The sequence below is a fragment of the Acinetobacter sp. LipI_15 genome (genome assembly GCF_058242865.1).
In genome coordinates, this window is the sequence record NZ_JBZAYN010000001.1 from 269783 (window position 1) to 294859 (window position 25077).

General features: G+C 41.6%; 22 protein-coding genes and 1 riboswitch. Of the genes, 10 read left to right on the forward strand and 12 right to left on the reverse strand.

Features of this window, described 5'->3' with window-relative positions; all coding sequences use genetic code 11:
- Positions 1–5: 5 nt before the first annotated feature.
- From AC4CU0_RS01250 to AC4CU0_RS01260, 3 genes are all read right to left on the reverse strand, one after another.
- Positions 6–626 (reverse strand): NUDIX domain-containing protein, encoded by a 621-nt coding sequence (locus tag AC4CU0_RS01250; protein ID WP_111884865.1) that lies wholly within the window; start codon positions 624–626, stop codon positions 6–8.
- Between the two features lie 76 nt (positions 627–702).
- Positions 703–2598 carry a phosphomethylpyrimidine synthase ThiC gene (gene thiC, locus AC4CU0_RS01255; RefSeq protein ID WP_490742277.1) on the reverse strand — a complete coding sequence of 632 codons (1896 nt, stop codon included), beginning with the start codon at positions 2596–2598 and terminating at the stop codon, positions 703–705.
- 116 nt (positions 2599–2714) lie between these two features.
- Positions 2715–2841, reverse strand: a riboswitch (TPP riboswitch).
- A 102-nt stretch (positions 2842–2943) separates the two neighbouring features.
- On the reverse strand, positions 2944–3912 hold the full coding sequence (locus AC4CU0_RS01260; protein ID WP_490742278.1) for a hypothetical protein: 969 nt from the start codon (positions 3910–3912) through the stop codon (positions 2944–2946).
- Positions 3913–4244: 332 nt separating this feature from the next.
- Here AC4CU0_RS01260 and abuO point away from each other — a divergent pair, with 332 nt between their 5' ends.
- Both abuO and phoU read left to right on the forward strand, forming a co-directional pair.
- Positions 4245–5600 (forward strand): multidrug efflux outer membrane protein AbuO, encoded by a 1356-nt coding sequence (gene abuO, locus AC4CU0_RS01265; RefSeq protein ID WP_168378215.1) that lies wholly within the window; start codon positions 4245–4247, stop codon positions 5598–5600.
- 83 nt (positions 5601–5683) lie between these two features.
- Entirely contained in the window at positions 5684–6400 is a 717-nt protein-coding gene (phoU, locus tag AC4CU0_RS01270; RefSeq protein ID WP_078189433.1) for a phosphate signaling complex protein PhoU, read from the forward strand.
- Positions 6401–6458: 58 nt separating this feature from the next.
- Here the strand turns inward: phoU and AC4CU0_RS01275 are convergent, their stop codons facing one another.
- Complete coding sequence (locus AC4CU0_RS01275; protein ID WP_078189432.1) at positions 6459–8255, reverse strand: ABC transporter ATP-binding protein; 1797 nt, start codon at positions 8253–8255, stop codon at positions 6459–6461.
- 171 nt (positions 8256–8426) lie between these two features.
- On the opposite strand from AC4CU0_RS01275, the gene AC4CU0_RS01280 reads away from it, so the two are divergent.
- Positions 8427–9053 (forward strand): alpha-ketoglutarate-dependent dioxygenase AlkB family protein, encoded by a 627-nt coding sequence (locus tag AC4CU0_RS01280; RefSeq protein ID WP_180110456.1) that lies wholly within the window; start codon positions 8427–8429, stop codon positions 9051–9053.
- A gap of 230 nt (positions 9054–9283) precedes the next feature.
- Here the strand turns inward: AC4CU0_RS01280 and AC4CU0_RS01285 are convergent, their stop codons facing one another.
- On the reverse strand, positions 9284–10060 hold the full coding sequence (locus AC4CU0_RS01285; protein WP_168378212.1) for an IclR family transcriptional regulator: 777 nt from the start codon (positions 10058–10060) through the stop codon (positions 9284–9286).
- A 464-nt stretch (positions 10061–10524) separates the two neighbouring features.
- Between AC4CU0_RS01285 and AC4CU0_RS01290 the strand changes: the two genes are divergently transcribed.
- Genes AC4CU0_RS01290 through AC4CU0_RS01300 form a run of 3 tightly spaced genes read left to right on the forward strand, consistent with a single transcriptional unit; the run spans position 10525 to position 13861 of the window.
- The gene (locus AC4CU0_RS01290; protein WP_490742279.1) at positions 10525–12624 is read left to right on the forward strand and encodes an FUSC family protein; all 2100 of its coding nucleotides are present in this window, start codon (positions 10525–10527) and stop codon (positions 12622–12624) included.
- On the forward strand, positions 12617–12823 hold the full coding sequence (locus tag AC4CU0_RS01295) for a DUF1656 domain-containing protein (RefSeq protein WP_180004682.1): 207 nt from the start codon (positions 12617–12619) through the stop codon (positions 12821–12823). Before AC4CU0_RS01290 ends, AC4CU0_RS01295 begins: the two co-directional genes overlap by 8 nt.
- A 33-nt stretch (positions 12824–12856) precedes the next feature.
- Positions 12857–13861, forward strand: coding sequence for an HlyD family secretion protein (locus AC4CU0_RS01300; protein ID WP_490742280.1), 1005 nt, complete (start codon positions 12857–12859; stop codon positions 13859–13861).
- A 105-nt stretch (positions 13862–13966) separates the two neighbouring features.
- Here the strand turns inward: AC4CU0_RS01300 and ruvX are convergent, their stop codons facing one another.
- On the reverse strand, positions 13967–14410 hold the full coding sequence (gene ruvX / locus AC4CU0_RS01305; protein ID WP_180074133.1) for a Holliday junction resolvase RuvX: 444 nt from the start codon (positions 14408–14410) through the stop codon (positions 13967–13969).
- Positions 14403–14957, reverse strand: coding sequence for a YqgE/AlgH family protein (locus AC4CU0_RS01310; protein ID WP_490742281.1), 555 nt, complete (start codon positions 14955–14957; stop codon positions 14403–14405). Before AC4CU0_RS01310 ends, ruvX begins: the two co-directional genes overlap by 8 nt.
- 308 nt (positions 14958–15265) lie before the next feature.
- Here AC4CU0_RS01310 and AC4CU0_RS01315 point away from each other — a divergent pair, with 308 nt between their 5' ends.
- The gene (locus AC4CU0_RS01315) at positions 15266–15991 is read left to right on the forward strand and encodes a hypothetical protein (protein WP_490742282.1); all 726 of its coding nucleotides are present in this window, start codon (positions 15266–15268) and stop codon (positions 15989–15991) included.
- Between the two features lie 94 nt (positions 15992–16085).
- On the opposite strand, the gene recN is transcribed toward AC4CU0_RS01315, so the two are convergent.
- Positions 16086–17747, reverse strand: coding sequence for a DNA repair protein RecN (gene recN / locus AC4CU0_RS01320; protein ID WP_490742283.1), 1662 nt, complete (start codon positions 17745–17747; stop codon positions 16086–16088).
- 601 nt (positions 17748–18348) lie between these two features.
- On the opposite strand from recN, the gene ppnP reads away from it, so the two are divergent.
- The 3 genes from ppnP (at position 18349) to AC4CU0_RS01335 (ending at position 20537) form a co-directional block, all read left to right on the forward strand.
- Entirely contained in the window at positions 18349–18672 is a 324-nt protein-coding gene (gene ppnP, locus AC4CU0_RS01325; RefSeq protein WP_067763086.1) for a pyrimidine/purine nucleoside phosphorylase, read from the forward strand.
- A 177-nt stretch (positions 18673–18849) separates the two neighbouring features.
- A complete protein-coding gene (gene rlmB / locus AC4CU0_RS01330) occupies positions 18850–19608 on the forward strand; it encodes a 23S rRNA (guanosine(2251)-2'-O)-methyltransferase RlmB (protein ID WP_168378207.1) in 759 nt (252 codons plus the stop codon).
- A gap of 8 nt (positions 19609–19616) precedes the next feature.
- Entirely contained in the window at positions 19617–20537 is a 921-nt protein-coding gene (locus tag AC4CU0_RS01335; protein WP_168378261.1) for a DMT family transporter, read from the forward strand.
- A gap of 14 nt (positions 20538–20551) precedes the next feature.
- On the opposite strand, the gene coaE is transcribed toward AC4CU0_RS01335, so the two are convergent.
- Genes coaE through pilB form a run of 4 tightly spaced genes read right to left on the reverse strand, consistent with a single transcriptional unit; the run spans position 20552 to position 24992 of the window.
- Positions 20552–21154, reverse strand: coding sequence for a dephospho-CoA kinase (coaE, locus tag AC4CU0_RS01340; protein ID WP_168378206.1), 603 nt, complete (start codon positions 21152–21154; stop codon positions 20552–20554).
- 9 nt (positions 21155–21163) lie between these two features.
- A complete protein-coding gene (locus AC4CU0_RS01345) occupies positions 21164–22024 on the reverse strand; it encodes a prepilin peptidase (RefSeq protein WP_180039972.1) in 861 nt (286 codons plus the stop codon).
- Entirely contained in the window at positions 22024–23250 is a 1227-nt protein-coding gene (locus AC4CU0_RS01350; RefSeq protein WP_168378204.1) for a type II secretion system F family protein, read from the reverse strand. Before AC4CU0_RS01350 ends, AC4CU0_RS01345 begins: the two co-directional genes overlap by 1 nt.
- 32 nt (positions 23251–23282) lie before the next feature.
- Complete coding sequence (gene pilB, locus AC4CU0_RS01355; protein WP_490742284.1) at positions 23283–24992, reverse strand: type IV-A pilus assembly ATPase PilB; 1710 nt, start codon at positions 24990–24992, stop codon at positions 23283–23285.
- Positions 24993–25077: the final 85 nt, after the last annotated feature.

Here is a 25077-nt window from a genome sequence, read left to right on the forward strand (position 1 = left end):
TCCCCTTAGACATTCCTTGTAGTATGTATTTGTTGTTGTAACCATTGCAAGGCCATAATGACAGGTGCGTTTTTTAGCCGACCATTGGTTAATAATTCAGGAATATCAGCATAGTTTAAGATATGCAATTGAATATTTTCTCCTTCATCAGGCATGCCAAAGACTCCACCATGTTCAGGCAGTTCAGCTTCAGCACTATAAAGGTGGAATAATTCCGCGCAGGCACCCGCAGAAGGATAAAAACTAAATAAATGCTGTAGCGCATCTAATTCACAGCCTGATTCTTCCAAACTTTCCCGGCGGATACAGCTTTCAGCGGATTCATCACCATCGAGCACGCCGGCAATAATCTCTAGTTGCCAAGGCGAAGTTTCATCATCAATCGCCCCAATGCGGAATTGTTCAATTAAGGCAAATTTTTGTTGTTGATGGCTATAAATCAGTACACCTGCTGCTTCAGGACGATGAATCAATTCACGCTGAATGGTTGGAATCATGCTGTCTTGATGGAATAAGCGGTGTCGAAGCTGAACTTTTTCAACTTGAATAAAGCCTTTATAAAGATGTTCACGCCCTTCAATGCTGTAATCTTTTTTGTTATATGTGGCCTGTTTAATAATATTCATAAGCGCTAATTAGGATGAAATCTTCCATTTCATCCTAACCGAGATTTTGTTGAATACAAAAGATTTTTTTTAAGCTTTACACTTTGTGGTACAACTTTTGACCATGTTCATGATAGGCCGCTTTCATGCTCTGTAAACCTGTTTCAATTTCAGGATTAGATTCTGAAGAAAGCTGCATATCTTGCTGATTTTTTGCATAATCTCTCACATTTTGTGTGATTTTCATCGAGCAAAATTTAGGTCCACACATCGAACAAAAATGGGCCGATTTATGTGCTTCTTTCGGCATAGTTTCATCATGCATGCTGCGTGCTGTGTCAGGGTCTAAGCTCAGATTAAATTGGTCTTCCCAGCGGAATTCAAAGCGTGCTTTCGACAATGCATTATCACGGGCCTGCGCACCAGGATGACCTTTGGCAAGGTCCGCGGCATGGGCTGCAATTTTGTAGGTGATAATGCCATCTTTGACGTCTTTTTTATCTGGTAGACCAAGATGCTCTTTCGGGGTCACATAACACAGCATGGCGGTGCCATACCAACCAATCATTGCCGCACCAATGGCAGAGGTAATGTGGTCATAGCCCGGGGCAATATCGGTGGTGAGTGGTCCAAGGGTATAGAAAGGTGCTTCTTTGCAAACCGCGAGTTGCAGATCCATATTTTCTTTGATCATGTGCATTGGTACATGGCCTGGGCCTTCAATCATGACTTGTACATCATGCTCCCATGCACGGTGAGTCAATTCACCTAAGGTGCGTAATTCACTAAATTGGGCTTCATCGTTGGCATCTTGAATACATCCCGGACGTAAACCATCACCTAAACTGAATGACACATCATAGGCTTTCATGATTTCGCAGATTTCATCAAAATGCGTATACAGGAAGTTTTCTTCATGATGCGCTAAGCACCACTGCGCCATGATGGATCCGCCACGTGACACAATACCTGTTAAACGGTTGGCGGTGAGTGGAACATAACGAAGCAGTACGCCTGCGTGAATCGTAAAATAATCGACACCTTGCTCGGCTTGTTCAATCAGTGTGTCTTTGAAAATTTCCCAGGTTAAGTCCTCTGCGACACCATCAACTTTTTCTAAAGCTTGGTAAATCGGCACGGTGCCAATCGGTACAGGGGAGTTGCGAATAATCCATTCGCGGGTCTCATGGATATTTTTACCTGTCGATAAATCCATGATGGTGTCAGCACCCCAACGAGTTGCCCAAGTCATTTTTGCCACTTCTTCATCGATGCTTGAACCAAGTGCTGAGTTACCAATGTTGGCATTGATTTTCACCAAGAAGTTACGACCAATAATCATCGGTTCACATTCAGGGTGGTTAATGTTGGCAGGGATAATGGCACGACCTTCAGCCACTTCTTGACGTACAAATTCTGGGTTGATTTCAGTTAAATTGCGTGCGCCAAAATTTTGACCGGCATGTTGGCGCATATCAACACCTTCACGCTGGCGCTGATTTTCACGAATCGCAATGTATTCCATTTCAGGGGTGATGATGCCTTGTTTGGCATAGTGCATTTGAGAGACATTGTGTCCACGACGAGCGCGACGGGGTTTTGAAATATGCGCAAAACGAATCTCTGCAGTACGAATATCTCGAAGACGCTCTTGTCCAAATTTTGAAGTTAAGGTATCGAGTATTTCCGTATCATTTCGTGACTCAATCCAAGATTCACGGACATTGGGTAGACCTTGATTTAGGTCAATTTGAATATTGGGGTCGGTATAAGCACCAGAGGTGTCATAAACCATGATCGGCAGATTTTTTTCTCCACCCAGACCTGTAGGCGTATCTGTAAGACTGATCTCACGCATTGGTACGCGAATATCTGGACGTGAGCCTTGGATATAGACTTTCTTTGACGCAGGGAGAATACGAGTGAGATCTTTAGCATCTTGTTCATGTTGAGCAGCGCGATCTGAAGCGGTGAGATTCGTTAATTGGTTCATTGCAATGATCCTTATGAATGACATCAACGAATCAAGCACGACCAAAAACGTGGCAGTTTATCTGATGGATTCACCTGAAAATAAAGGCGTAAAACCAAGAGATAAGAAGGGCTTAAGTTTTTAGATGGCTTGATTCCTACGCAGGTATTAACCTGATCAGGTTCAACGGTACTCATCCTTAAATTTAGCGAACTAAATTTAGATGATCTCAGCAGGAAATTACCTGCGCTCCGTCAAGCTTTGTGCGGATATTAGCATGAAGGCTGTTTTAAAACAGTGTTATTTTTCATCGATTTTGCAGTGCAGAATTTTGGCTAGGCCCATGTGCAATTGAACTTGCATTGGCTAAGTAGAGGACTGATTTACACAGATGGCGTCACTAAAACAGTCTTTCTTATAATGCGGATCAGGATTGCGGACACCAATTAAATTCAACAGCTGCGCTTCTGATCGCTGATTAGATGCAGCAGTATTTTGATCTAATAATTTTAAAAATAAACGCGCCTGATCTGCCAATTTGGAGTTTTTTAGTTGAGCCAAGCGTTCAATTTCTTCTAAAGAACTGGCTTGAATACTGAGGCGGTCTGAAAAATCATTAGAAACGGGACTATGTGCCGAACCAATAAATAACAATTTGCTATATTGATATAGCAATTGTTGTGCATCTTTTTTGTAGGGGCTATCTGGATATTGTTTGAGATAGTCTTCCCAAAAAATAGCACGTGTCGCAATCTCTTGCGGCTCAATGGCTAAACTTTGTTGCAGCAAGGCAGGTTGTGCGTTTTGTTCAGCCAGTTTTTCAATGAAGACCTGCTCAGATTCTTGCATATAAGGCGCAAAAATTTTGGCTAAATATTCAGGACTGCGGCGATAGCGTAATTGTCCTTCACCGGCATCGAACAATTCCACATAGGCTTGGCCTTTATGTTTCAGTAAATACTGATCTCGGGCGGTGAGCTGTTCATAATGATTTTGTTGAATGGTGGGATGCTGAGCCATATCAAAGGCAAATTGTTCGAACGCCATTTGCTGTTGAGCCGTACGTTCAACATGTAAGAAGTTACGATACATTTGATTGGACAAGCGCAGTAATTTTTTTTGTTCGTCCGCTTTTAATAGCGGTAAGCAGACTTTGAGATCTTGGTTGATTTGTTCTAAAGCGAAAGTTGTGCGTTGATCATCAATTTCCAGCATGTTTTTTTCCAGTTTTTTGCACAGCAAAGACAAATCGACTGCTTCTTTTTGAACAGTCTTATTGTTGGGAAACTCTGGTGCAGGTTGTGGTTCAGGCTGTTGTTGGCATCCACTCAACATGCTGAAACATAAAAATATTGCACTAAACTTTGCAGGCAGCTGAAAAAATTTTGACACAGGAACTCGATGCGCTATAGAAGTGGTATTGTCCGATGGAATGTCGACTATTTTATAGATGAAACACGTGCAATATGTGTACTATTGTACAGTTCTTTGTTATAGCGTTGTGAGTAGTGTCCGAAAACGACTGAAATTATCCGGTTTTGTCGCATTTGATATAAAAAATTAATAAAAATCATACGGAAATTTGCAAGGATATGATTAGTATCTGCTTAGTTTTAGGCTTGAATATTCAATCTCGGGTATTTGAATATTAGGAATTTACAAAAAAAATGAACAAAAAAGTTGTGGTGGGTCTTTGTTTGCTTTTCACGAGTCAATGGGCGTGTGCGCTAGATCTTGTGCAAGCTTATGAACGTGCAAAACAAGAAGACCCCAATTGGCAAGCCAATAAACTACAATATGAAGCGGATAAATTGAATTTGGGGATTGCCAATGGGAACTTACTCCCGACGGTAACAATCTCCGGAAATGTGACCCGAAAAAATCAAAATTCCAACCAAAGTGGCGCTCAAGCCGGGCTGATCATGCCAGACAGCACCACAACAAGACAAATTGCGCTCACTGCCCGTCAGCCCATTTTTCGTTGGGATGCATGGGAAGGGCTGAAGCAAGTCAAGACCTCGATTAATTTAAGTGAAATCAATCTGCGGATTCAAAAACAAGATCATATTTTAAATGTCTCTGAAGCTTATTTTAATGTCCTACGTCAGCAAGCATTGACGGTTGCCAACTTACAAGAAGAACAGGCGCTATCTGAACAGCTACGCATGATGAATGCTAAATTAAAAGAAGGCTTGGTGGCAAAAAGTGATGTCAGCGAAGCCAATGCACAATATCAAAATGCACGGGCAAACCGCATGGCAACCAATGTTCAATTGGTTTTGGCGCAGGAACAATTACAACAGTTGATTGGACCATATCGAGAAAATCTGGCGGTGTTACGTGAAGATTTTCAGTTTGAAAAACCGATTCCAAATAATGTGCAAGCGTGGGAAGAACTGGCTCAGGGGCAGAACCTAGGCATTTTACAAGCGCGTATGCAACAACGTTATGCGGAAGATGGTAAACGCGTCGAAAAGGCCGCCTTATATCCTCAGATTGAAGCGGTAGGGACCTATGGGTATAACAAGCAAAGTCCACAATCCATCATGTCGCAAGATGGTCAATTTGATCAGGTGGGGATTGAAATGAACTGGAATGTGTTTAATGGTGGACGGACACAGAAATCCATTAAGCAAGCAGCGATCAATGTTGAAAAAAGCCAAGCACAGGTGGATGCAGCAATTCGAAAAGCACAAACCGATGTAAAAAAATCTTATATGCAAGTCGAAACGGATCAAAGTAAATTACAGGCACGTAAAGCCGCGATGGATTCTTCCGCGCAAGTGTCTTTGGCCTCACAAGCCCAGTACCAAGAAGGTCTGAAAACTATGGTTGATGTGCTGCTGGCACAGCGTAATGCCTTTTCAGCCCGTCAAGATTATTTAAATTCCAAGTACGATTATTTAATACATGTATTGCAACTCAAAGCCTCTGTTGGGAAATTAACGGAAGCTGATTTAGTGGAAATGAATGCGTGGTTGGTCGATCAGAAAAATCAGCCATCGATCCTACTAAAGAAATAATCCATGGTCATAAAAGTTTCACAATCAATATGCTTTAATATGGCACTAAAATCTGCCGATTCACGTTGTAGTGGAGACTCGCTTTGCCTAATAATCCTGTTTTAAACCATCATATTTCTTCGCAATTCAATGAAGAGTTGCAGGATGTGCATACCAAATTTATGACCATGGGTGGTTTAGTGGAGCAGCAGGTTGCAAATGCCATTCATGCCTTATTGGATACGGATGCAACAATGGCGATTGATGTTCAATTTCAAGACAATACGGTGAACCGTATGGAAACTGAAATTGATGAAGCGCTTACCCTAATTTTGGCGCGTCGTCATCCTGCTGCAATTGATCTACGCATGGTGATTGCGATGTCGAAAGCCAACACCGATTTAGAACGGATTGGTGATGAAGCGGCAAAAATTGCCCGTATTGCACAAAGCTTGTGTGAAGAGGGGGGGTCACCGCGTGGCTATATGGAAACACGTCATATTGGCAACCAAGTCCGCGTGATGATTCATGATGCGCTCGATGCCTTTGCACGTTTGGATGTAGATCAGGCTTTACGTGTCCTTTTGGCCGATGCTGATATTGACCGCGAGTATCAATCGGCAACCCGTACCCTCATGACGTATATGATAGAAGATCCACGCCATATTACTCGGGTGATGAATGTACTTTGGGTGCTGCGTTCACTTGAACGTATTGGTGACCATGCTCGAAATATCTCTGAACAGGTGATTTATATGGTGAAAGGTCTAGATGTCCGTCACACCAGTGTTGAAGAAATTGAGCAAAAAGTTCAGCGTTAATTGAATAAAACAAATATGAACGAAGCCCATCAAACGATGGGCTTTTTTCGGTCTAAAATTAACTATGTGTTTCTTCGTCTTCCTCAAAAGTCCGGGCAATTTTGTCAATATTTAAACTTTTCGCCATCGCATCGAAGATTTGCTTATAGGCACCTTCTTGATGGTACAAATCATGATGCTCCCCGTGTTCTACGATTTGTCCGTCTTTCATCACATAGGTGTAATCGGCATCGATAATTTGCGACAAACTATGTGAAATCATGATGACGGTACGCCCTTGTTTAATTTGATCCAGACTATTTTTAATTTGTTCAGCAGCGATCGCGTCTAAACTAGCCGTCGGTTCGTCCAAGAAAATAATCGGTGGATTTTTCAGGAACATGCGTGCTAAGGCAATGCGCTGTTGTTGTCCACCCGAAAGCAGTAGGGCATCGGCTTCATAGGCATGTGGAAGTTTTAAGATCTGATCATGGATCGAGGCTTTTCGTGCTGCATCAAAGACTTCTTGCTCTGTGGCTGTACTTTTGCCATAGCGAATATTTTCAAAAATTGAACCTGGGAAAATATGATTTTTTTGTAAAACCAAACCAATATTTTCACGTAAATACTGCGTATCAATTTGTTCTAGGTCGATGCCATCGAGTTTGATATTGCCCGCTTGAGGATGATAAAACTTATCTAATAAGCTAATTAATGTCGATTTACCAGCGCCAGATAAACCAACCAATGCGGTGATTTTATTCGGTTGGATGGTCATGTTGATGCGGTGCAATGCCTGAAAACCATTGGGATAGCTAAAGTCGACATTGCTTAATTCAAACTGACCTTGAATCGGAGGTTGAGCAGTGCCACTGGTTTCAATTTCATGATCCGCTTCTAAGATGTTAAAGAAGCTTTCCGAATAAATCATCGCAGAGTTAATTTCATCATAGATACGATGTAGCGAGCGAATCGGGGCAGAGACGTTATTAAATAACAACACGTGATACATAATCATCCCGATACTCATTTGCCCATCCAAAACAAAATAGGCTGTCAGAATGATGATCAGTACCACACCGACCTGTTCAATAAAGGTTTTGAGTCCGTCAAAGATATAACTGGTTTGCCGTGTCTGCATCTGGTTTTCAGTCAGTGACTTTTGCAGATTTAATTGCTTTTTCGATTCGACGGCTTCTTTGTTAAAAGATTTAATGACCGTTATCGAATTGATAATACTCAGAATACCCTGATTTTTCTTTTCAAAATTATCGCGTAGGGCACGGCGTTTGCCTGCCAGTTTTTGTGATTGTTTGAAAGTTAGCCAAAAATAAATCGGCACGATAATTGTGGCCACCACGCCAACCCAAACATTGGCATAATACATTAAGCCCAGTGCAATAATAGCACTGGTAAATAGCGGTAAAATATCAATAAAAAAGATTTGAACCAGTCGTGTGAGCGAGCTGACCCCCCGATCAATTCGAGTTTGGAGTTTGCCTGCTTGGTTGTCTTGTTGATCGAAGAATGCCAATCGATAGGTGATAAATTTTTCAATAATGCCTTGGGACAAATCCTGAGAAATTAAAATACGTAATTTTTCACCAAACGATTTTTGTCCAAATTGCACGATGGCATTGATGACTTCTTTTCCCAGTAAGACTACGGTGATGGTGATTAATATATGCCAACCATTCGCTAGACCGAGGCCTTGTTGTAAAAGCTGATTGATGCTGTCTACAGCATATTTGAGTGTCAGGGCATTCACCTGTGCCGTGAGTGAGCCAATTAAGGTCAAGATCAGCGTCACGACCACCAGCCAGCGGTATGGCTGTACGAATGGGCGTAATTTTTGGAAAAGTTGCCACAGGTTCATAAGCAATTATTTTTATTGTGAATATGAGCTTTAGTCTAAGACTGAAAATTCTATGCGACAAGTAATGACAATGTTTTGATTTGTGACGAGAGTTTTTCGGCTAAGATATTTTTTAATGTGCTCACGACATCAGCATCACGCTGCTGTGCCAAACAGTGTTGAGTTGAACCGATGAATTTTGAATTATTTACGCCTGAACCGCATGCAAATCTGTTGCCCTATGATGGTGAAGTTGAAGATTATGGATTGATCTTCAACGCCGAAGAGAGTGAAAAATATTTACGCTATTTCCTCACGCAGTTGGCTTGGCAGCATGATGAAGTCATTTTGCATGGACAGTATTTTCAAACGGAACGAAAAGTGGTTTGGTATGGAGATGCTCATTATGAGTATCACTATTCAGGCATGCAAAAGCAGGCATTGATCTGGAATCCAGCTTTACTGCGCTTAAAGCAACATATTGAGCAACGGGTGGGTCAGACGTTTAATTCCTGTTTGGCCAATTTATACGAAAATGGTACGCAAGCGGTGGGGTGGCATAGTGATGATGAGCCATCTTTGCTTTCACCCACACAGCAGGTGGTGATCGCATCTTTGAGTTTTGGCGCAAGCCGAAAGTTTTGCTTTAAACATAAAAGCACTCAAGAGAAAGTACAGCTTTTACTGCAAAGTGGACAGTTGATTGTGATGCGTGGGAAAACCCAACGGTATTGGAAACATGCCCTAATGAAGTCGATGAAAGTGACCGAGCCGAGGGTGAATTTAACCTTTCGTTATTTCTATGATCAACAGCCGTAAAAAAAGCCCATATCTAGATGAGCTTTTTTCTTTCTCTGAGGAAGAGTATAGCGACAATCAACTGAAATCATGGAACACATGATTGAGATGACTGCTAAAGAACAATAATCATATTATGATAATATATCTGGAATTTATAATTAATAAATTCAATTAACAATATAAATTTATCAGATTAATTAAATAGCATCTTTACAATATTGCATCAGTTATGCGCAAACAGATCAGGCTTAAATGGCGTCCGATTCTTCCATCATACTGCTGTATTTTTTCTCAATACGCGCTGTACAGTCTTGCAGCATTTCTACAACTTTCTGAAAATTCATAAAATCAAAACGATTTTTAGACGCCAATAGGGTCAAAGCAAGTGGGGGTTCTTTACTGGAGAATTTAATCGGAATCGATAGGCTCGACATATTCGGGTCAACTTCACCATTGGAAAAATAATAACCCTGCTTTTTAATCTTTTTCATTTGCAGCATAAATTCTTCTTCATTATGCGCAAAACCAACTTGAGATAATTCATCTGCAAAACGGTGGTAATAATCTAAAATCCGTTGCTTGGGTAACTGGGACAAAATCACTTTAGATGATGAGCCTTTATACATCGGACGCGGGCTACCTCGACCATAAGCCAAGGCAGTATAGTCTTTGTAAAGTTCATGATGCACATCAATACAAGAGTCGATATTCAGATGCGTCAATAAGCAACAAGACTCTGTGCGTTCCACAATTTCTTTCATGAAGGGAATGCTAATTTGCACCAATGGATCGGTGGTGCGAGAAATAAAATCAAGCACAGCAATCTTGGAACCCAGTGTGTAATCGCCAGAAGTCCCACTGAGGCGCTGCAATAATTCAGCAGAAACCAGTTCTTTTAAATAGCGATAGCTCGTTGGTTTAGATAAGCCTAATTCTTCACTAATAATGTCGACATTGATGATGGGACGAGCAACTGAAAATAAGTCGAGTACGGTGAGAATTTTACCAAAACTGGAAAGCGCCATAAGAACCTGCTTGGTCACAATAAAAAATGAATCGTTAAGTTACTTTATAACAAATTGCTCGGCCTGATGTTGCGATTTTCTACACTGGAAATGAAACAAATCTGAAATATCACAGGGTTTCTTGGGTCATCCTGATAAAAGCATAGTAGAAACCTGAAATAATCATTTAAAATATAGTTGAATTATCAAAATAAGATATTTTTATTGACTTCGGTTTGTTTTTTTAGCAAAATTGCTATGAAAATATCCTATATTGAATAAATATTGCCCATCTGTTCGATGCGCAGGCAATGTTGCACATTACTTTTTGTATTCAAATGGTTTGAAATACGATTTGAATCGCTTCTTTACTTATTGAAATTTCTAGTCATTCCTGTGCCGTGATACAGGTTGTGCTGTCGAATGTTTAAGCATTCGATACGAGGTCGTTTTCACTAAAAAGAAGCAAACCACCGAGATCCATCATGCTGCTGACGAAACAAATACTCGCTTTTCGGCCCAATAAAATGGACTGGATTTTTGCGACCAAAACGTTCATCGCGGGCATGTTGGCATTGTATGTGGCCTTTGTACTGAATTTAGCTTATCCGATTTGGGCGATTGGCACCGTTTTCGTGATCGCGAATCCATATTCAGGGATGACGTCTTCAAAAAGTTTGTATCGTGTATTAGGGACGTTCTTAGGGGCGGCCGTGTCGGTGGTGGCACTGCCACATCTCATCCATATGCCAGTACTGTTTACAGTGTTTTTAGCGGTTTGGGTTGGGTTTTGCCTGTATTTGTCACTGCTAGACCGTACGCCTCGTAGTTATGTTTCCATGTTGGCGGGTTATACCACGGTCATTATCTGTTTTAACGTCGTGTATTTTATTGATACCGCTTCGATCTTCGATATGGCCTTGGGGCGTTTTCTCGAAATTACGGTGGGTGTGGTCTGTAGTGCCATCGTGACCACGACATTATTTCCAATGCATATTGGCCCTGCAGTCGAAACACGGGTGAGTAAAACCTTTGCTGATACCAAAGAAATTTTTGATCAGATTTTATTAGAGCCTGCCGAGCTAAAAAATTATTCTAAAAATCTCGGCAATATTGCACGAGATATCGCCGATATACATGTCATGGCGGTGCATTTGTCTTATGAAAAATCCACCTTAAAAGGCATGACACGTCCGTTGCAGGAAATCTTGCATCAGTTGAGTTTGTTGGTCAGCAACTTGGTGGCCATGTCTGAACGGATGAAACAATTAGATGGTCTAGACACACATTATCGGACGGCACTCAAGCAAGCCCATGAACATATTGCCGCGTTTTTATTAGATCAACATCAGATTGAGGAAAGTGAACTTAATCAATTGCCTGAACAGTTTGAGCAAGATTTTCAACAGATTCAGGCACAGGCATTGCCATCACAGCAGGTGATTTTGGGCAGTCTAAAAATGGATATTCGTCATTTTATTCAGAATATCCGTGCGATTCGCTTGCTTTGGCAGCGGGTACAGCAAGGCGACTCCACTTTACCAGCTACACTGACCGCCTTGTGCAATAGTCATTATCCGACTTTGCATCGAGATGCAGGTGTTGCCATTCGTGGCGGGGTGTCCGCATGTTTGATTATTTTAATTTCTACGGGTTTTTGGATCGTTAGTGGTTGGAAAGCTGGATTTATGATGGCCGAAATGGCTGCAATCAGTGCTTGTATTTTAACTGCAATGGATAACCCTGTTCCTGCATTGAAAATGTTTATTCGCGCCAATATGTATGCGGCTTTCATGGTGTTCATCTACGCCAATGGCATTTTCCCGCATGTGACCGCTTTTTGGCAGTTGATCGTGGTGTTAGCACCGTTTGTGATGTTCTGTCTGATGCTATTTTTACATCCGCCTTTGGTCGGGATCAGCTTGCCGCTTTTGATGGGCACCATCATGGGGCTGAATTTTCAAAACCGCTTTAGCCTTGATCAGGTGTTTTTCTTCGATGCATCGATTGGGACGGTTTTGGGACCCATTATTTCGGTGTTTATTATTCATTTAGTGCGTGCAATGTCACCGGATATGACGGCCCAACGCATACTTTCACAGCATTACAAAGCACTGCGTCAGGCATTATATCTGCCGTATGGCTTACCGTTTCGGGTGCATTTACGCAGTATGTTGGACCGAATCGGCATCCTAAACAGCAAAATGGTGCAATCAGGGAATTTAAAACAACAGATCGAGTGGGCTTTGGTGGAAGCCAGTGCTGTGATTGATTTGACCCGCTTGCAAGAACTCATGAATAAACTCGATCCGAATGAAGCACTGGTCAGCGAACTCGAAGAGTTACAACAAGATTTAGATGACTATTTTCGGGCCATGGAACAAGGGCAAAAGAATGTGTATATGAGCTTGAAACAGCAAATTGTAGAGCGAATTCAACGATTGAATCAGGCTGTTCAGGGTGTGGAAAACGATGATGTTATGTATCGAATTCAGTATTCGCTGAACAATATTCAAAGCAGTTTGTGTCATGTCCTAACACAGCAAACACCAGATAATTTACAGGTCGAGGCACAACATGGGTGAGCTAAATGTATATGGCGTCTATGTGCCCATTCTATTGATTCAAGCGGTATTGGCCTATCTGTTATTGCGGGTCATCATGCGTTTGCTTGACCGATGGATGGCGCCAGATTGGGTGCCGATGCTCAATATTTTTTATTTGGGTGTATTTGTGATGTTGCTTTGGCTGGTGCATGAAATCTTTATTTTCTGCCAGTTCTAAGCCCCTAAAAAATGAAATGATTGAGGTAATCGTATGACCAATTTGAATGTCCGAAAATATGTTCGGCCTGTATTGTTGATAATCGTGCTATGTGGCGCATTACTTGCGCTGAAACATATTTGGGACTATTACAATTCGGAACCATGGACGCGTGATGGACGGGTACGTGGTGACGTGATTCAAGTGTCATCGGATGTTTCAGGTTTGGTCACAGACGTTTTAGTTCAAGACAACCAACAAGTGAAAAAAGGCCAAGTGCTGTTTCGTATAGATGTGGCACGTCAAGCTTTGGATGTTGAGCAAGCCAAATCTGACTTGGCGAAAGCCAAAGCAGGACTGGCAGGGGCTGAAGCGCAGCTTGCTGAAGCTAAAGCCAATCTAGTGAAGTCACAAGCCAATATTAATCTTGCAGATAAAAATGCAAATCGTTATGCAAGTTTGATGGACGGTGCGATTTCAAAACAAGAACAAGATCAAATGTTTGCAGTACGTGATCAATCACATGCAGAGCATGAACAAACTCAGGCCGCGATTGAGCAAGCCAAAGCCAGTGTGGTGCAGCAAAAAGCCCTAATTGAAGCGGCGAATAGCAGTTTGCATTTGGCTGAGTTGAATTTAAAACGTTCGGAAGTGGTTGCACCGACTGATGGAACATTGTCTAACTTTGAACTCAAAGCAGGGAATTACGTCAAAGTCGGCCAAGCCGTAGCAGCCTTAATTGACCGTCAACAATTGTATGTTGTGGGATATTTTGAAGAAACCAAACTGGATAAAATTTATGTTGGCGCACCTGCAACAATCCAACTGATGGGAAGTTCTGAAGTTTATAAAGGCCATGTACAAGGCGTTGCCACAGGGATTGAAGACCGTGAACGTACTTCGACTGATGGCTTACTGGCCAATGTTAATCCAACCTTTAGTTGGGTCCGTTTGGCACAGCGTGTACCAGTGAAAATTGTACTGGATGAAGTACCGCATGATCAGTTGGCTTTTATCGCGGGTCGAACCACCACGATTCATATTGTGGATAAAAACTAAGTTATCCCCAATCATTTCATTCGCGCAGCATTGAGTGATCAATCTTGCGCATAAAAAAGCATCCTCTTTTGGATGCTTTTTTATTTGCCTATTTGTTGAAAGCGCTTAAGGTTTTAGTCCAACTGGATTTCGATACCAACTTTCAATAAACAATGCTGCAGCAAGGCTGTCGGCAGAAAGATTCTTCGCACGGCCTTGGGCTTGATAATGATCTAATTCATCACGCGCTTCACGTGTCGTTAAGCGTTCATCGACCATCAAGGTTTCAATATTGGTTTGGTGGCGAAGGCGTCGTGCAAATTTACGCGCACGTGTGGAGAGTTCAGATTCGCTATCATCCATATTGAGCGGTAGACCCACGATGAACAAATCCGGCTGATACTGTTTCACAATCTTGAGTAGATTATCCCAATTGGGAATGCCATCTTTCATGGGAAAGAGTGGCAGGGGATTTGCACTTTCAATCAGGGCTTGTCCCACAGCCATTCCTGTTTTTTGTGTGCCAAAGTCAAAGGCCATAATCATTTGATATTGTTGTAAATCAGGCATGTCCAATCTCAGATGATAACCACATGCGGTCTACGCCCATTTTTTTATAGGCAGCGTCCCAGCGGTCGTCATAAGGTAAGTTAAATATTAAATCCATGTCTGAGTCACAAATGAGCCAATCACCCCGAGCAATTTCTTCTTCTAATTGGCTTTTACCCCAACTGGCATAGCCTAGAGCCACCTGATAACGACCCACACCTTCATTGTGCGCAATCGCATCTAAAATATCTTTAGACGTGGTAATACAGACATTTTCACCTACAGCAATAGACGAATGCCATGTTGGTTGACCGGTATGAAGAACAAAACCTGCCTCTGGGCGCAAAGGTCCACCTTGCAACACTTCATGAGGATGCACATTATCTGCCTCAATTTCCAAATCATTCAAGAGTTCTTTGATCTGTAAACCTGATGGACGATTAATAATGAGGCCTTGAGCGCCATCTTCATCATGTCGCGCCAAATAAATCACCGTATTGGCAAAGAATTCATCGTTCATTTCGGGTGGAGCAATCAGGCAGCGGTGTGTGAGGTATTGTTTAGTCACCTAATGGCTTCTCCTTATTGGGGTAAGTTTCATTCTTGGGGTGAATTGCATTCGAATAACGTTGTATTTATCAACATACTAGACTCACAAGTTTTCAACAATGAGTTTTTCTGCAAATTCAATATTTGTCATGCTCGACCGGTGAGGGACATGATCAAAATCTTCATCGTAAAGGCAGGTCTACAATGCGGTGAATCGTGAAGCGATGATTGGTGATTTGAACAACAGCAGTACAAAAGCGAGGAGAAGATATACGTGATTGATGACTGAGATTGCTTAAAATAGCAGGATAAACTGAGGGTAAAACAATGACACATTTTTCAAAAATAATAGGGATGGCACTCTGTGCAAGCCTACCTATTTCAGGCTTTGCAGGAAGCGCTGACTTACAAAAACATGAATCTCAGGTGATTAAAAAATATAAAAACTTAAATTTTTATGAGGTCAATGAAGCGATAGAACGTGAAATTGTGGATGTCATTGCGGCAGATCCGAGCAGTTTTCACTACGGATTTACGCAACTCGAAAAGCAAGGTTTTGTTCATGTGCAATATTCACCAGATAAAAAACTTAAATTTTATAGTTTTGATGTGTCTGGCGGAGGCACCATGGGGGAGTGGAGCAGCTATGTGCAATATGCAACGGGAAAAACGCAACATTTAGATCAATTTGACTCAGGCTATATCAATCAAATTTTGCCGGTCAACATCCAAAATAAAACCGTATATTTGGTGAAGAGTTATTATAAAGGTGATAATTGCAGTGGATTACATCATCTAAGAGCTGTTGAAGTTGGACCAAAACAGTTACTTAAATCTTATGTATTTCAAACGAAGCAAAAGAAACTAGATCAAATCTCGGTAGATTATGACTGCCATTATGAAACCGATCGTCGTAGCGGTAATGAATATCTCAAAATCAGTCCGAAACACGTGGATGTTATGTTACTCAATCAACAACATCAGCCGCAGTATAAATATTTACGCTATAGCTTAGGCTCAAAAGGCTTTGTCTATCAAGGAATTATTAAATAGAAGTCGTAATTAAATAGAGGTTGTATCACAAGTGATAAAAAAAGCCTTAGTCAAAGTGAACTAAGGCTTTTTTATTTAAGACATTTACGGTGATTTAGCTGTGCTGAAACTTTAATTGGCGTAAATGTTTGGCATGTTGTAATGTGGTATCGCTAATTTCAACACCACCCGTCATGCGAGCAAGCTCTTGAATTCGATCATCTTCTTCGAGCTCGATAATCGTGCTGCTTGCAGGATCCGTTTGACGTTTTTTCACCAGGAGATGTTGGTCAGATTGAGCAGCGACTTGGGCTTGGTGAGTAATACATAAAATTTGAACATGCTGCGCCAAATCAGCCAACAAACGTCCGACAATTTCTGCTGTTCCGCCACTGATCCCGACATCAATTTCATCAAAGACTAACACTTCGGATTCGGTTTTTTCAGCATTCATCACTTGCATGACTAATGCAATACGTGACAATTCACCCCCCGATGCCACGCGTGCTAGAGGCTGAGCAGGAATCCCTTTGTTTGCGGTGAACAGAAGTTGAATAAAGCTTAAACCTTCACTTGAAGCTTGTTCTAGAGGCTCAAATTTAAATTCAAAATGAGCCTCTGGGAGCGCGAGCTGCTTGACTTGTTCAGTCAACTGCTTCGCCAATGGGGTAGACGCTTCACGACGAATATCATCCAAATGCTGTGCTTTGGCTAAAAAGTCTTGATGAGACACTTCCACTTGTTCAGCTAAGGTTTCAGGATCTTCAAGTTGATGTAATTGCTCAAGCTCAAGTTGCCACGCATCATAATCATTTTTTAAGTCTTCGGGCTGAGTACGATATTTGCGAGCTAGGCGATGAAAAACTTCGAGTTTAGTGTTTAATTCGTCCATACGTTCAGGATCGAAACTTTGACGATCAATAAACTGACGTAAATTTGCTGTCGCGTCTTCAATTTCACTTTGAGCGTTCAGCAGCGACGTATAAATTTCAGAAAGTTGTTCACTACGTCCTGCATGCGATTCAATCCGACGAATGATCGCGCCCATTTCTTGATTGATATTTTGCTCTGCGTCATCGAGGGCATTTAGACCATAGCTACAATCTTGCATGATATGTTCATGATGACTGAGACGGTCAAATTCTTGCTCGATTTCTTTGTAGTCCGTTTGCACAACGTCTTCAAGTTCTTCCAATTGAAGTTCAAGCGTTTCTATCCGTTGCTTACGTGTTGCTTGGGCGTCGAGTGCTGCTTGGTGCTGACGAATGTCCTTTTGCCATTTGCTATAGGCATCACGCACGGCTTGAGCAGGCTGATAAAAATTGTAATAGCGATCTAGCCAATGTTTTGGATAGGGCGGTTCTAAGAGTTGTTGTTGGCTGTGTTGGCTATAGAGTTGAACCAATAAGCGGCCAAGTTCTTTTAACTCGGATAAGCTGCTCGGACGTCCATTAATCCATGCTTTGCTGCGACCTGTTGCAAAAATTACGCGACGTAAATGGATTTCGCCAGACTCATCATCCAATTCGTGTTCTTTGAGCCAAAGCGCTTCAGGACTGTGCTCTTGGTAGCTAAAGGTCGCTGTTACATCGGCTTTGTCTGATCCATAGCGCACATAGTTGGTGTCTGTTCGTTCACCTAAACATGCTGATAATGCGTCTAGAAGTAAAGATTTACCCGCACCCGTTTCACCCGTCAGGACATTAAAGCCTTGTTCAATGTCGATGGCTAAATGGTCGGCTAATGCAAAATTGATCAGAGTTAAATGTGTCAGCATAAACGCATCCGAGCTGCGAAAAGTTCTAGTTAAAGATAATTAAGTTTTGTTTTGGTCACAAGACAAGTTTTATTTTAAGATGACGAAAAACCTCATAATTCTATCTTAAATTTCAGTTTAACAAGAAATAAGTTTCTTATCCGCTGTATCCATGCAGTGTTGTGATGCAAAGAGTAAATGATCTTGCATAACGTGAGCTTAAACCATCCAACATTTTGCTAAGTTCTCACAAAACACGTTTGTATATGTATTCTTGTATTTAATCTAACGTGTTATTGCCTTAAAACGTCATGATTTGGTCTCTTAAATCCGTCCATATAATTCATTATCCATGTATATATCTGTGAAATGATTTTGCAGCGTTTCAATAGACCCTAACTAGGACTTTAGTGGATGAAATAAAAAAAGTATTTTGTACAAAAGTACAGTTTGTTTTAGATTCTCAATGTCAAGATAGTGGGATGGTATTGGGACACATCCACTTCTCAGATTTTTGTAATTATCTATCTCAAAGTTTTCAACACTGATTGATTAGTTTTTGCAGCACAATTAAACTACTTCAATCAAAATATTATAAATATGCTTTATCTGGAGAAAACGCATGTCAGCACAGTTTGATCATGTATCAGTCATCAAAAAATCAAATGTTTATTTTGGCGGTCTATGCATCAGCCATACTGTGCAATTTGAAGATGGAACAAAGAAAACACTGGGTGTGTTGCTTCCAACTGAACAAGCGCTGACTTTTGAAACTCATGTACCTGAACGTATGGAAATTATTTCAGGAGAATGTCGTGTTCAAATTGCAGATAGCGAAGAAAGCGAATTATTCCGTGCGGGTCAATCATTCTACGTGCCAGGTAATAGCCGATTTAAAATTGAAACAGACGAAGTGTTGGATTATGTGTGCCACTTAGAAGGCTAATGATTCAATCAATTTAGGCAAAGTTTTTTAACCTCAAATCGGTTAAACTATGTGTCATAGCATAAATCCTGTAAAGCTTGCTTTGCAGGATTTTTCTTTTTGGCAGCCTATGCTGTGCTCTAGGGATATCATACCCTGTTCAAAAGTTTATCGAAGTTTGCAATTTAGAGGTCGTTCATGGCGAAACCGGAATATTATTATGGCGTTCATTCAGTGGAGTCATTACTGGAACTTGAGCCAGAACGCGTTTTAACTTTATTTGCGTTAAAAGGTCGTGATGATCAGCGTTTAAAACGTATTTTTGAGTTGGCAGAACCGTTTGGTGTCAGCATTCAAAAAGCTAGCCGTGATAGTTTGGAAAAACTTGCGGGACAACCGTTCCATCAAGGTGTAGTCGCGGCTGTACGTCCACATCCAGTCTTAAACGAAAAAGATTTAGAGGCTTTATTGCAAGCCAATCCAAATGCGTTGCTATTGGCTTTAGATCATATTACAGACCCACATAACCTTGGTGCATGTATTCGTACAGCAGCAGCTATGGGCGTTGAAGCTGTGATTGCACCGCGTGATCGTTCAGCGACACTTACCCCAACAGCCCGTAAAGTGGCTGCAGGTGGTGCTGAAAAAGTGAAGTTTATTCAGGTGACGAACTTGGCACGTACATTGGCTCAAATCAAAGAAGACTTTAATGTACGTGTGGTTGGCACTATGCTAGATGAAAAAGCATTGCCGATTCAAAACTTTGACTTCACAGGTACGGGTGTATGTGTGGTGATGGGCGCTGAAGATACAGGTTTACGTCCTATTACGCAGGCGCAATGTGATCAAACTGTTTATATTCCAATGGCTGGAAACTTGCAAAGCTTAAATGTCAGTGTCGCAACAGGTATGGCATTGTATGAAGCATGTCGTCAACGTAATAATGAATTGAAATAGCAGTGATGATGTCTCCCCAAAAGCAAGGTTATTTATATGTTTTCATTACCATGTGTATTTGGGGGGGATTCACCTTAACGGCGCGTTTAAGCGCCAATTGGGGAATCAGTGCTTGGGATATCACGGCGCTCAGGTTTGCTTTGGCATTTTGCATCTTAATGCCAATTTTGATTTATAAAAAAGATACGGCTTTTTTATGGAAGAAAGAGCCTTTTATCCTCGCTATGCTCGGTGGGGTGACCTATTGCTTAACGGCCTATAGCGCATTTCATTATGCTCCTGCGGCCCATGCTGCAATCTTCCTCAATGGTTGTATTCCCTTATGTACGGCCATAGCCGCATTCCTGATCTTCAAACAGCCACTCGATAAGCATACCTGGATCAGTGTGGTGATTATGGTCTCTGCCATTAGCTTAATGAGTTATTTGATGTATGTGGAAACCGGTGTAGCGTTTGGTTTAGGTGATTTGCTGTTTTTTATCAGTGCCATTTGGTGGGGAATATTTACGGTATTGCTTAAGCAATGGAAACTCTCTGCTTGGCATGCCATGGCAGGGGTTGCGATTTGGTCTGCCGTGGTATTTGTGCCAATTTATCTACTATTTTTCCCTAAACATTGGTCCGATCCTGAGCCGCTGCAGCTCATTGGGCAAGTCATCTTTCACGGTATTTTTGTGGTGATTATTGCGACTTTAACGTATGTAGAGGCGATCAAGCGCTTAGGTGCATTTAAAGCCGGAAGTATCGTAACTTTGGCACCTTTTATTGCTGCGATTTTAGCGGTGCCGCTGCTAAATGAACCCTTAAGTTTTGCAATTGTGTGCGGATTGGTCGGGATGGGGATTGGAGCGATTCAACCGTGGAAATGGTTGGGACGAAAGGATAGTCTAGAGCAGCAACTCGAACAACAAAAAAAGCAGTCTGAGTAAGACTGCTTTTTTCTTTAGCTTTTTTCAGCGTGCGCTAAGTACTTGAGATGTAAGGGTCGAAGCTGCGCATAAAGATGATCTAAATGACCATCATTCAGCACGATATCATCTGCAATTTTTTGCTTTTCCTGACGTGACATTTGAACTTGAATAATTTTTTGGATTTGCTCGATATTTTGACCATCACGCTGTGATGCACGCTGAATTTGCAATTGTTCTGTGGCATCAATCAGCAAGGTGTGATTGGCCAATTCATGTTGATTGGTTTCAAATAATAACGGCGAAACCAAGATGACATAGGGGCTAGTGGCTTCGTTTAATTGTTGGATAATGGACTGGCGTATTGCTGGATGGGTAATGGCTTCAAGTGCTTGACGTGCTGTAGGATCTTTAAAGATATGCTCGCGTAATGCACGCCGATTTAACTCACCATTTGCAAGTAAAACCCAATCACCAAATTGTTGCTGAATTTGATTCAGTGCGGGTTGCCCCGGTTCGACAACTTCCCGTGCAACGATATCAGCATCGACGACTTGAATGCCTTGGAGTTCAAACCAATTGCTTGCAGCAGATTTACCGCTACCAATACCACCTGTTAAACCCAAGACAAATGTCATACAACGACCTTACTGACCCAAATAAATTTTCATAATTTGATCACCCCATAAAAAGGCGATCCATCCGGCGATGGCAATATAGGGACCAAATGCAAAAGGTTGGTTTTCTTTACGAACCTTGAGCAAAATAATGCCAATGATTGCACCTACCAGTGAAGAGAGTAATACAATCAGTGGAAGCAGGAAAGGGCCCATCCATGCACCCAAGGCAGCTAAAAGCTTAAAGTCGCCATAGCCCATGCCTTCTTTACCAGTGATGATTTTAAATAAATAGTAAACAATCCATAGGCATAAGAAGCCGATGATATATCCCCAAATGGCTGAGGTTGCAGAGGTATAAATGGCATAGCTATTCACGCCAAGCCCGAGTGCAGCCAAAGGAAGGGTATAACGGTCAGGTAAAAGTTGGGTGTCAAAGTCAATAAATGTTAAGGCAATCAAGACATAAGTCAGCACCAGACCAAACAGCATTTGGATGGTTGGGCCAAAAACTGCAACAACAATCAGCGCACAGATCATGGTGAGTAATTCGATCAGTGGATAACGGCTACTGATCGGGTTTTGGCAACTTCCACATTTTCCGCGTAAAACAATCCAACTGATGACTGGAATGTTTTGATACCAACGTATAGGTGTTTTGCATTTTGGACACGTTGAAGCAGGTGTACTCAGGGTGATCTTTGTTTCATCAATAATCGGTTGGTCTGGATGTAAAAACAGTTGGCAATCCGTGCGCCATTCTTGTTCCATCATCTTTGGCGTACGGTAAATCACCACATTTAAAAAACTACCGATGCAAAGACTAAAAATCCCAACTGCGATATACATCGCAATTGGGGTATTGATTAAATATGTTATTAATTCTTGCATTAAACCACAGAACCCATTTGGAAGATTGGAAGATACATTGCAATCACAAGACCACCAACGAGGACACCCAGTACCGCCATAATTAAGGGTTCCATCATCGAGGTTAAACCATCTACGGCATTATCAACTTCGTTTTCATAATGCGTTGCCACTTTATCTAGCATGGCATCTAAAGCACCTGATTCTTCACCAATAGCCACCATTTGAACCGCCATAGAGGGAAATTTATCGGTGACACGCATGGCGAATTGCAATTGCTGGCCGGTCGCCACATCTTCACGAATTTTTAACACAGCTGTTTCATATACCACGTTGTTGGTTGCACCTGCAGTTGATTCAAGCGCATCAATTAAGGGTACACCGGCTGCAAATGTGGTTGCCAAGGTACGGCTGTAGCGGGCAATAATTGCTTTATAAACCAAATCACCAAAAATCGGTGCTTTCAGTGCAGCTTTGTCCAAGAAGTCACGGAAAGCCTTGCTACGTTTTTTCGCTTCCATGAAACCAGCAATCACAGCTCCAATTCCAATGATGAGGAAGAACCAATATTTTTGCATCCATTCCGACATGTTGACCACCATTTTGGTAAAGGCAGGTAAGTCTGCACCAAATGATGAAAACAAGTCTTGGAATACGGGAACCACTTTTACCATCAAAATAATCGTCACAATAACAGCGACAACGATGACCGCTGCTGGGTATTTCATGGCTTTTTTGATTTTTTGCTTAAGCAATTCACTTTTTTCTTTGTAAATGGCAACACGGTCTAGCATGGTTTCAAGTGCACCCGACTGTTCACCTGATTCAACCAAGGAGCAAAATAGGTTATCGAAATACTGCGGATATTTGCGCAGCGCACCAGCAAAGGTATTACCGCCTTCAACTTCACCTTTGATCCCCAAGACCACTTCACGCATGGCTGGGTTTTCTAGGCCTTCCGCCACGATTTCAAAACCCTGAACGAGCGGTACACCGGCTTTCATCATGGTTGCAAGTTGGCGCGTGAATACCGTGATATCCAAAGTGGATACTTTCTTTTTCATCAAGCCTTCGAGAATATTTTTGCGTTTTTCTCGAATGGTTTTAATGGTGATGCCTTGCTTACGTAAAGTGACTTTGGCTAAAGCCATATTACGCGAAGGCATTTCCCCTTTGATTTTCGCCCCTTTGCGATCCACGCCTTCATAACTGAAGGTTGGCATCATCTGCGCTTTTTTTACAGCCATGAATTTATCCTTATTTTTAAATACTAATTCACTTACTCACTGGTCACACGATTGACTTCTTGAAGTGAAGTCACCCCCTGCATGACCTTAATTAAGCCTGAACGGCGTAAATTGTTAAAACCTGCTTGATTTGAAGCTTCGGCAATTTGTAAAGCATTGCCATCTTCCATAATAATTCTTGAAATTTCAGGCGTCACTTTCATGACTTCGTAAATACCGACACGGCCTTTATAGCCCTCACGGCATTCGGCACAACCCACAGGTTGGTAAATTTGAAATTCTGGTGTATTTAAATCATCTTCGGTAAAACCAAGTTCCAGTAGACTTTGTTTTGGTACCTCTACTGTTTCTTTACATTGTGAACATAGGCGACGTGCAAGTCGCTGCGCAATGACAAGGTTCACGGATGTCGCGATGTTAAATGAAGGTACGCCCATATTACGTAAGCGTGTCAGTGTTTCAGGTGCACTGTTGGTATGTAGTGTAGACATGACCATGTGACCCGTTTGAGCCGCTTTAATTGCAATTTCAGCCGTTTCTAAATCTCGAATCTCACCGACCATCACAATATCAGGGTCTTGACGTAAGAATGATTTTAAGGCTGCAGAGAAGGTGAGGCCGACTTTATTATTTACGTTGACCTGATTGATCCCTTCTAAGTTAATTTCCACAGGATCCTCGGCCGTTGAAATGTTGGTATCTTCACGGTTGAGAATATTTAGACCTGTATATAGAGATACGGTTTTACCGGAACCCGTTGGACCAGTGATGAGCAGCATGCCTTGTGGTTTTTCTAAAGCTTGCATGAACAGTTCTTTTTGATCAGGTTCATAACCCAACGCATCAATCCCTAGCATCGCACTAGATGGATCAAGGATACGTAGAACAAGTTTTTCACCAAACAATGTTGGTAAAGAGTTCACACGGAAGTCGATAGCTTTGTTCTTTGACAGCTTTAACTTGATACGACCGTCTTGAGGTATACGCTTTTCCGAGATGTCCATTTGTGACATGACTTTTAAACGCGAAGCAAGTCGAGTAGCGAGCTGCAAGGGCGGATTTGTAATTGTTCTTAACACGCCATCGACACGGTAGCGGACGCGATAGGTTTTTTCGTAGGGTTCGAAGTGTAAGTCAGATGCACCCATACGAATTGCGTCGACTAGCAGCTTATTGATGTATTTAACAATCGGAGCTTCATCCCCCGTTGCCTCATCTTCATCTTCTTTCGCTGGATCAGGTGTTTCACTATCTAGATCAAGATCAAAGTCATCATCAAAATCGAAAGTACTTTCTTCAGCGAAGTTTTGTTCAATTAACTTTTCAAGTTTGTCATGTTCAACAATAATTGTTTCAGTATTCAGCTTACTACCAAATCGAATGGCATCCACTGCTTCAATATTGGTGGGATTACTGATCGCAACGAATAATAAATTGCCATGTTTAAAAATAGGCAAAATACGATGCTTGGTAATGAGTTTATCTTCAAATTCATCACGTATAATTAAAGACGTATCATAAGTTGAAATATCAAAAACCGGTTCACCGAACTCTATCGAGATGGTTTCTGCGATCAGGCGTGCTGAAAGGTGATATTCCTGAATCAAATGCGGCACGATATCTTGATGAGCCTTTTTTGAATTTTGCAGCGCTGCTTGCATTTTTTCGGCAGACAGATGCCCTTCGTCAACTAAGCGACGAATAAACCCCGTAAATCTTGAAGAACCTTGAACTGCTGTCATGCTTTTACTTGCCTATGCTTCAGTCTGTTTATAATTGGTATAGCAAAATTATACTTTTGTTGCACAAAAATACCATATCTTAAAG

What these genes read in the sequence shown, in the direction of transcription:
- AC4CU0_RS01250 (WP_111884865.1), bottom strand. Translation starts at nt 626, where the DNA reads ATGAATATTATTAAACAGGCCACATATAACAAAAAAGATTACAGCATT.
- thiC (WP_490742277.1), bottom strand. Translation starts at nt 2,598, where the DNA reads ATGAACCAATTAACGAATCTCACCGCTTCAGATCGCGCTGCTCAACAT.
- AC4CU0_RS01260 (WP_490742278.1), bottom strand. Translation starts at nt 3,912, where the DNA reads ATGTTGAGTGGATGCCAACAACAGCCTGAACCACAACCTGCACCAGAG.
- abuO (WP_168378215.1), top strand. Translation starts at nt 4,245, where the DNA reads ATGAACAAAAAAGTTGTGGTGGGTCTTTGTTTGCTTTTCACGAGTCAA.
- AC4CU0_RS01275 (WP_078189432.1), bottom strand. Translation starts at nt 8,255, where the DNA reads ATGAACCTGTGGCAACTTTTCCAAAAATTACGCCCATTCGTACAGCCA.
- AC4CU0_RS01280 (WP_180110456.1), top strand. Translation starts at nt 8,427, where the DNA reads ATGAATTTTGAATTATTTACGCCTGAACCGCATGCAAATCTGTTGCCC.
- AC4CU0_RS01285 (WP_168378212.1), bottom strand. Translation starts at nt 10,060, where the DNA reads ATGGCGCTTTCCAGTTTTGGTAAAATTCTCACCGTACTCGACTTATTT.
- AC4CU0_RS01290 (WP_490742279.1), top strand. Translation starts at nt 10,525, where the DNA reads ATGCTGCTGACGAAACAAATACTCGCTTTTCGGCCCAATAAAATGGAC.
- AC4CU0_RS01295 (WP_180004682.1), top strand. Translation starts at nt 12,617, where the DNA reads ATGGGTGAGCTAAATGTATATGGCGTCTATGTGCCCATTCTATTGATT.
- AC4CU0_RS01300 (WP_490742280.1), top strand. Translation starts at nt 12,857, where the DNA reads ATGACCAATTTGAATGTCCGAAAATATGTTCGGCCTGTATTGTTGATA.
- ruvX (WP_180074133.1), bottom strand. Translation starts at nt 14,410, where the DNA reads ATGCCTGATTTACAACAATATCAAATGATTATGGCCTTTGACTTTGGC.
- AC4CU0_RS01315 (WP_490742282.1), top strand. Translation starts at nt 15,266, where the DNA reads ATGACACATTTTTCAAAAATAATAGGGATGGCACTCTGTGCAAGCCTA.
- recN (WP_490742283.1), bottom strand. Translation starts at nt 17,747, where the DNA reads ATGCTGACACATTTAACTCTGATCAATTTTGCATTAGCCGACCATTTA.
- ppnP (WP_067763086.1), top strand. Translation starts at nt 18,349, where the DNA reads ATGTCAGCACAGTTTGATCATGTATCAGTCATCAAAAAATCAAATGTT.
- rlmB (WP_168378207.1), top strand. Translation starts at nt 18,850, where the DNA reads ATGGCGAAACCGGAATATTATTATGGCGTTCATTCAGTGGAGTCATTA.
- AC4CU0_RS01335 (WP_168378261.1), top strand. Translation starts at nt 19,617, where the DNA reads ATGTCTCCCCAAAAGCAAGGTTATTTATATGTTTTCATTACCATGTGT.
- coaE (WP_168378206.1), bottom strand. Translation starts at nt 21,154, where the DNA reads ATGACATTTGTCTTGGGTTTAACAGGTGGTATTGGTAGCGGTAAATCT.
- AC4CU0_RS01345 (WP_180039972.1), bottom strand. Translation starts at nt 22,024, where the DNA reads ATGCAAGAATTAATAACATATTTAATCAATACCCCAATTGCGATGTAT.
- AC4CU0_RS01350 (WP_168378204.1), bottom strand. Translation starts at nt 23,250, where the DNA reads ATGGCTGTAAAAAAAGCGCAGATGATGCCAACCTTCAGTTATGAAGGC.
- pilB (WP_490742284.1), bottom strand. Translation starts at nt 24,992, where the DNA reads ATGACAGCAGTTCAAGGTTCTTCAAGATTTACGGGGTTTATTCGTCGC.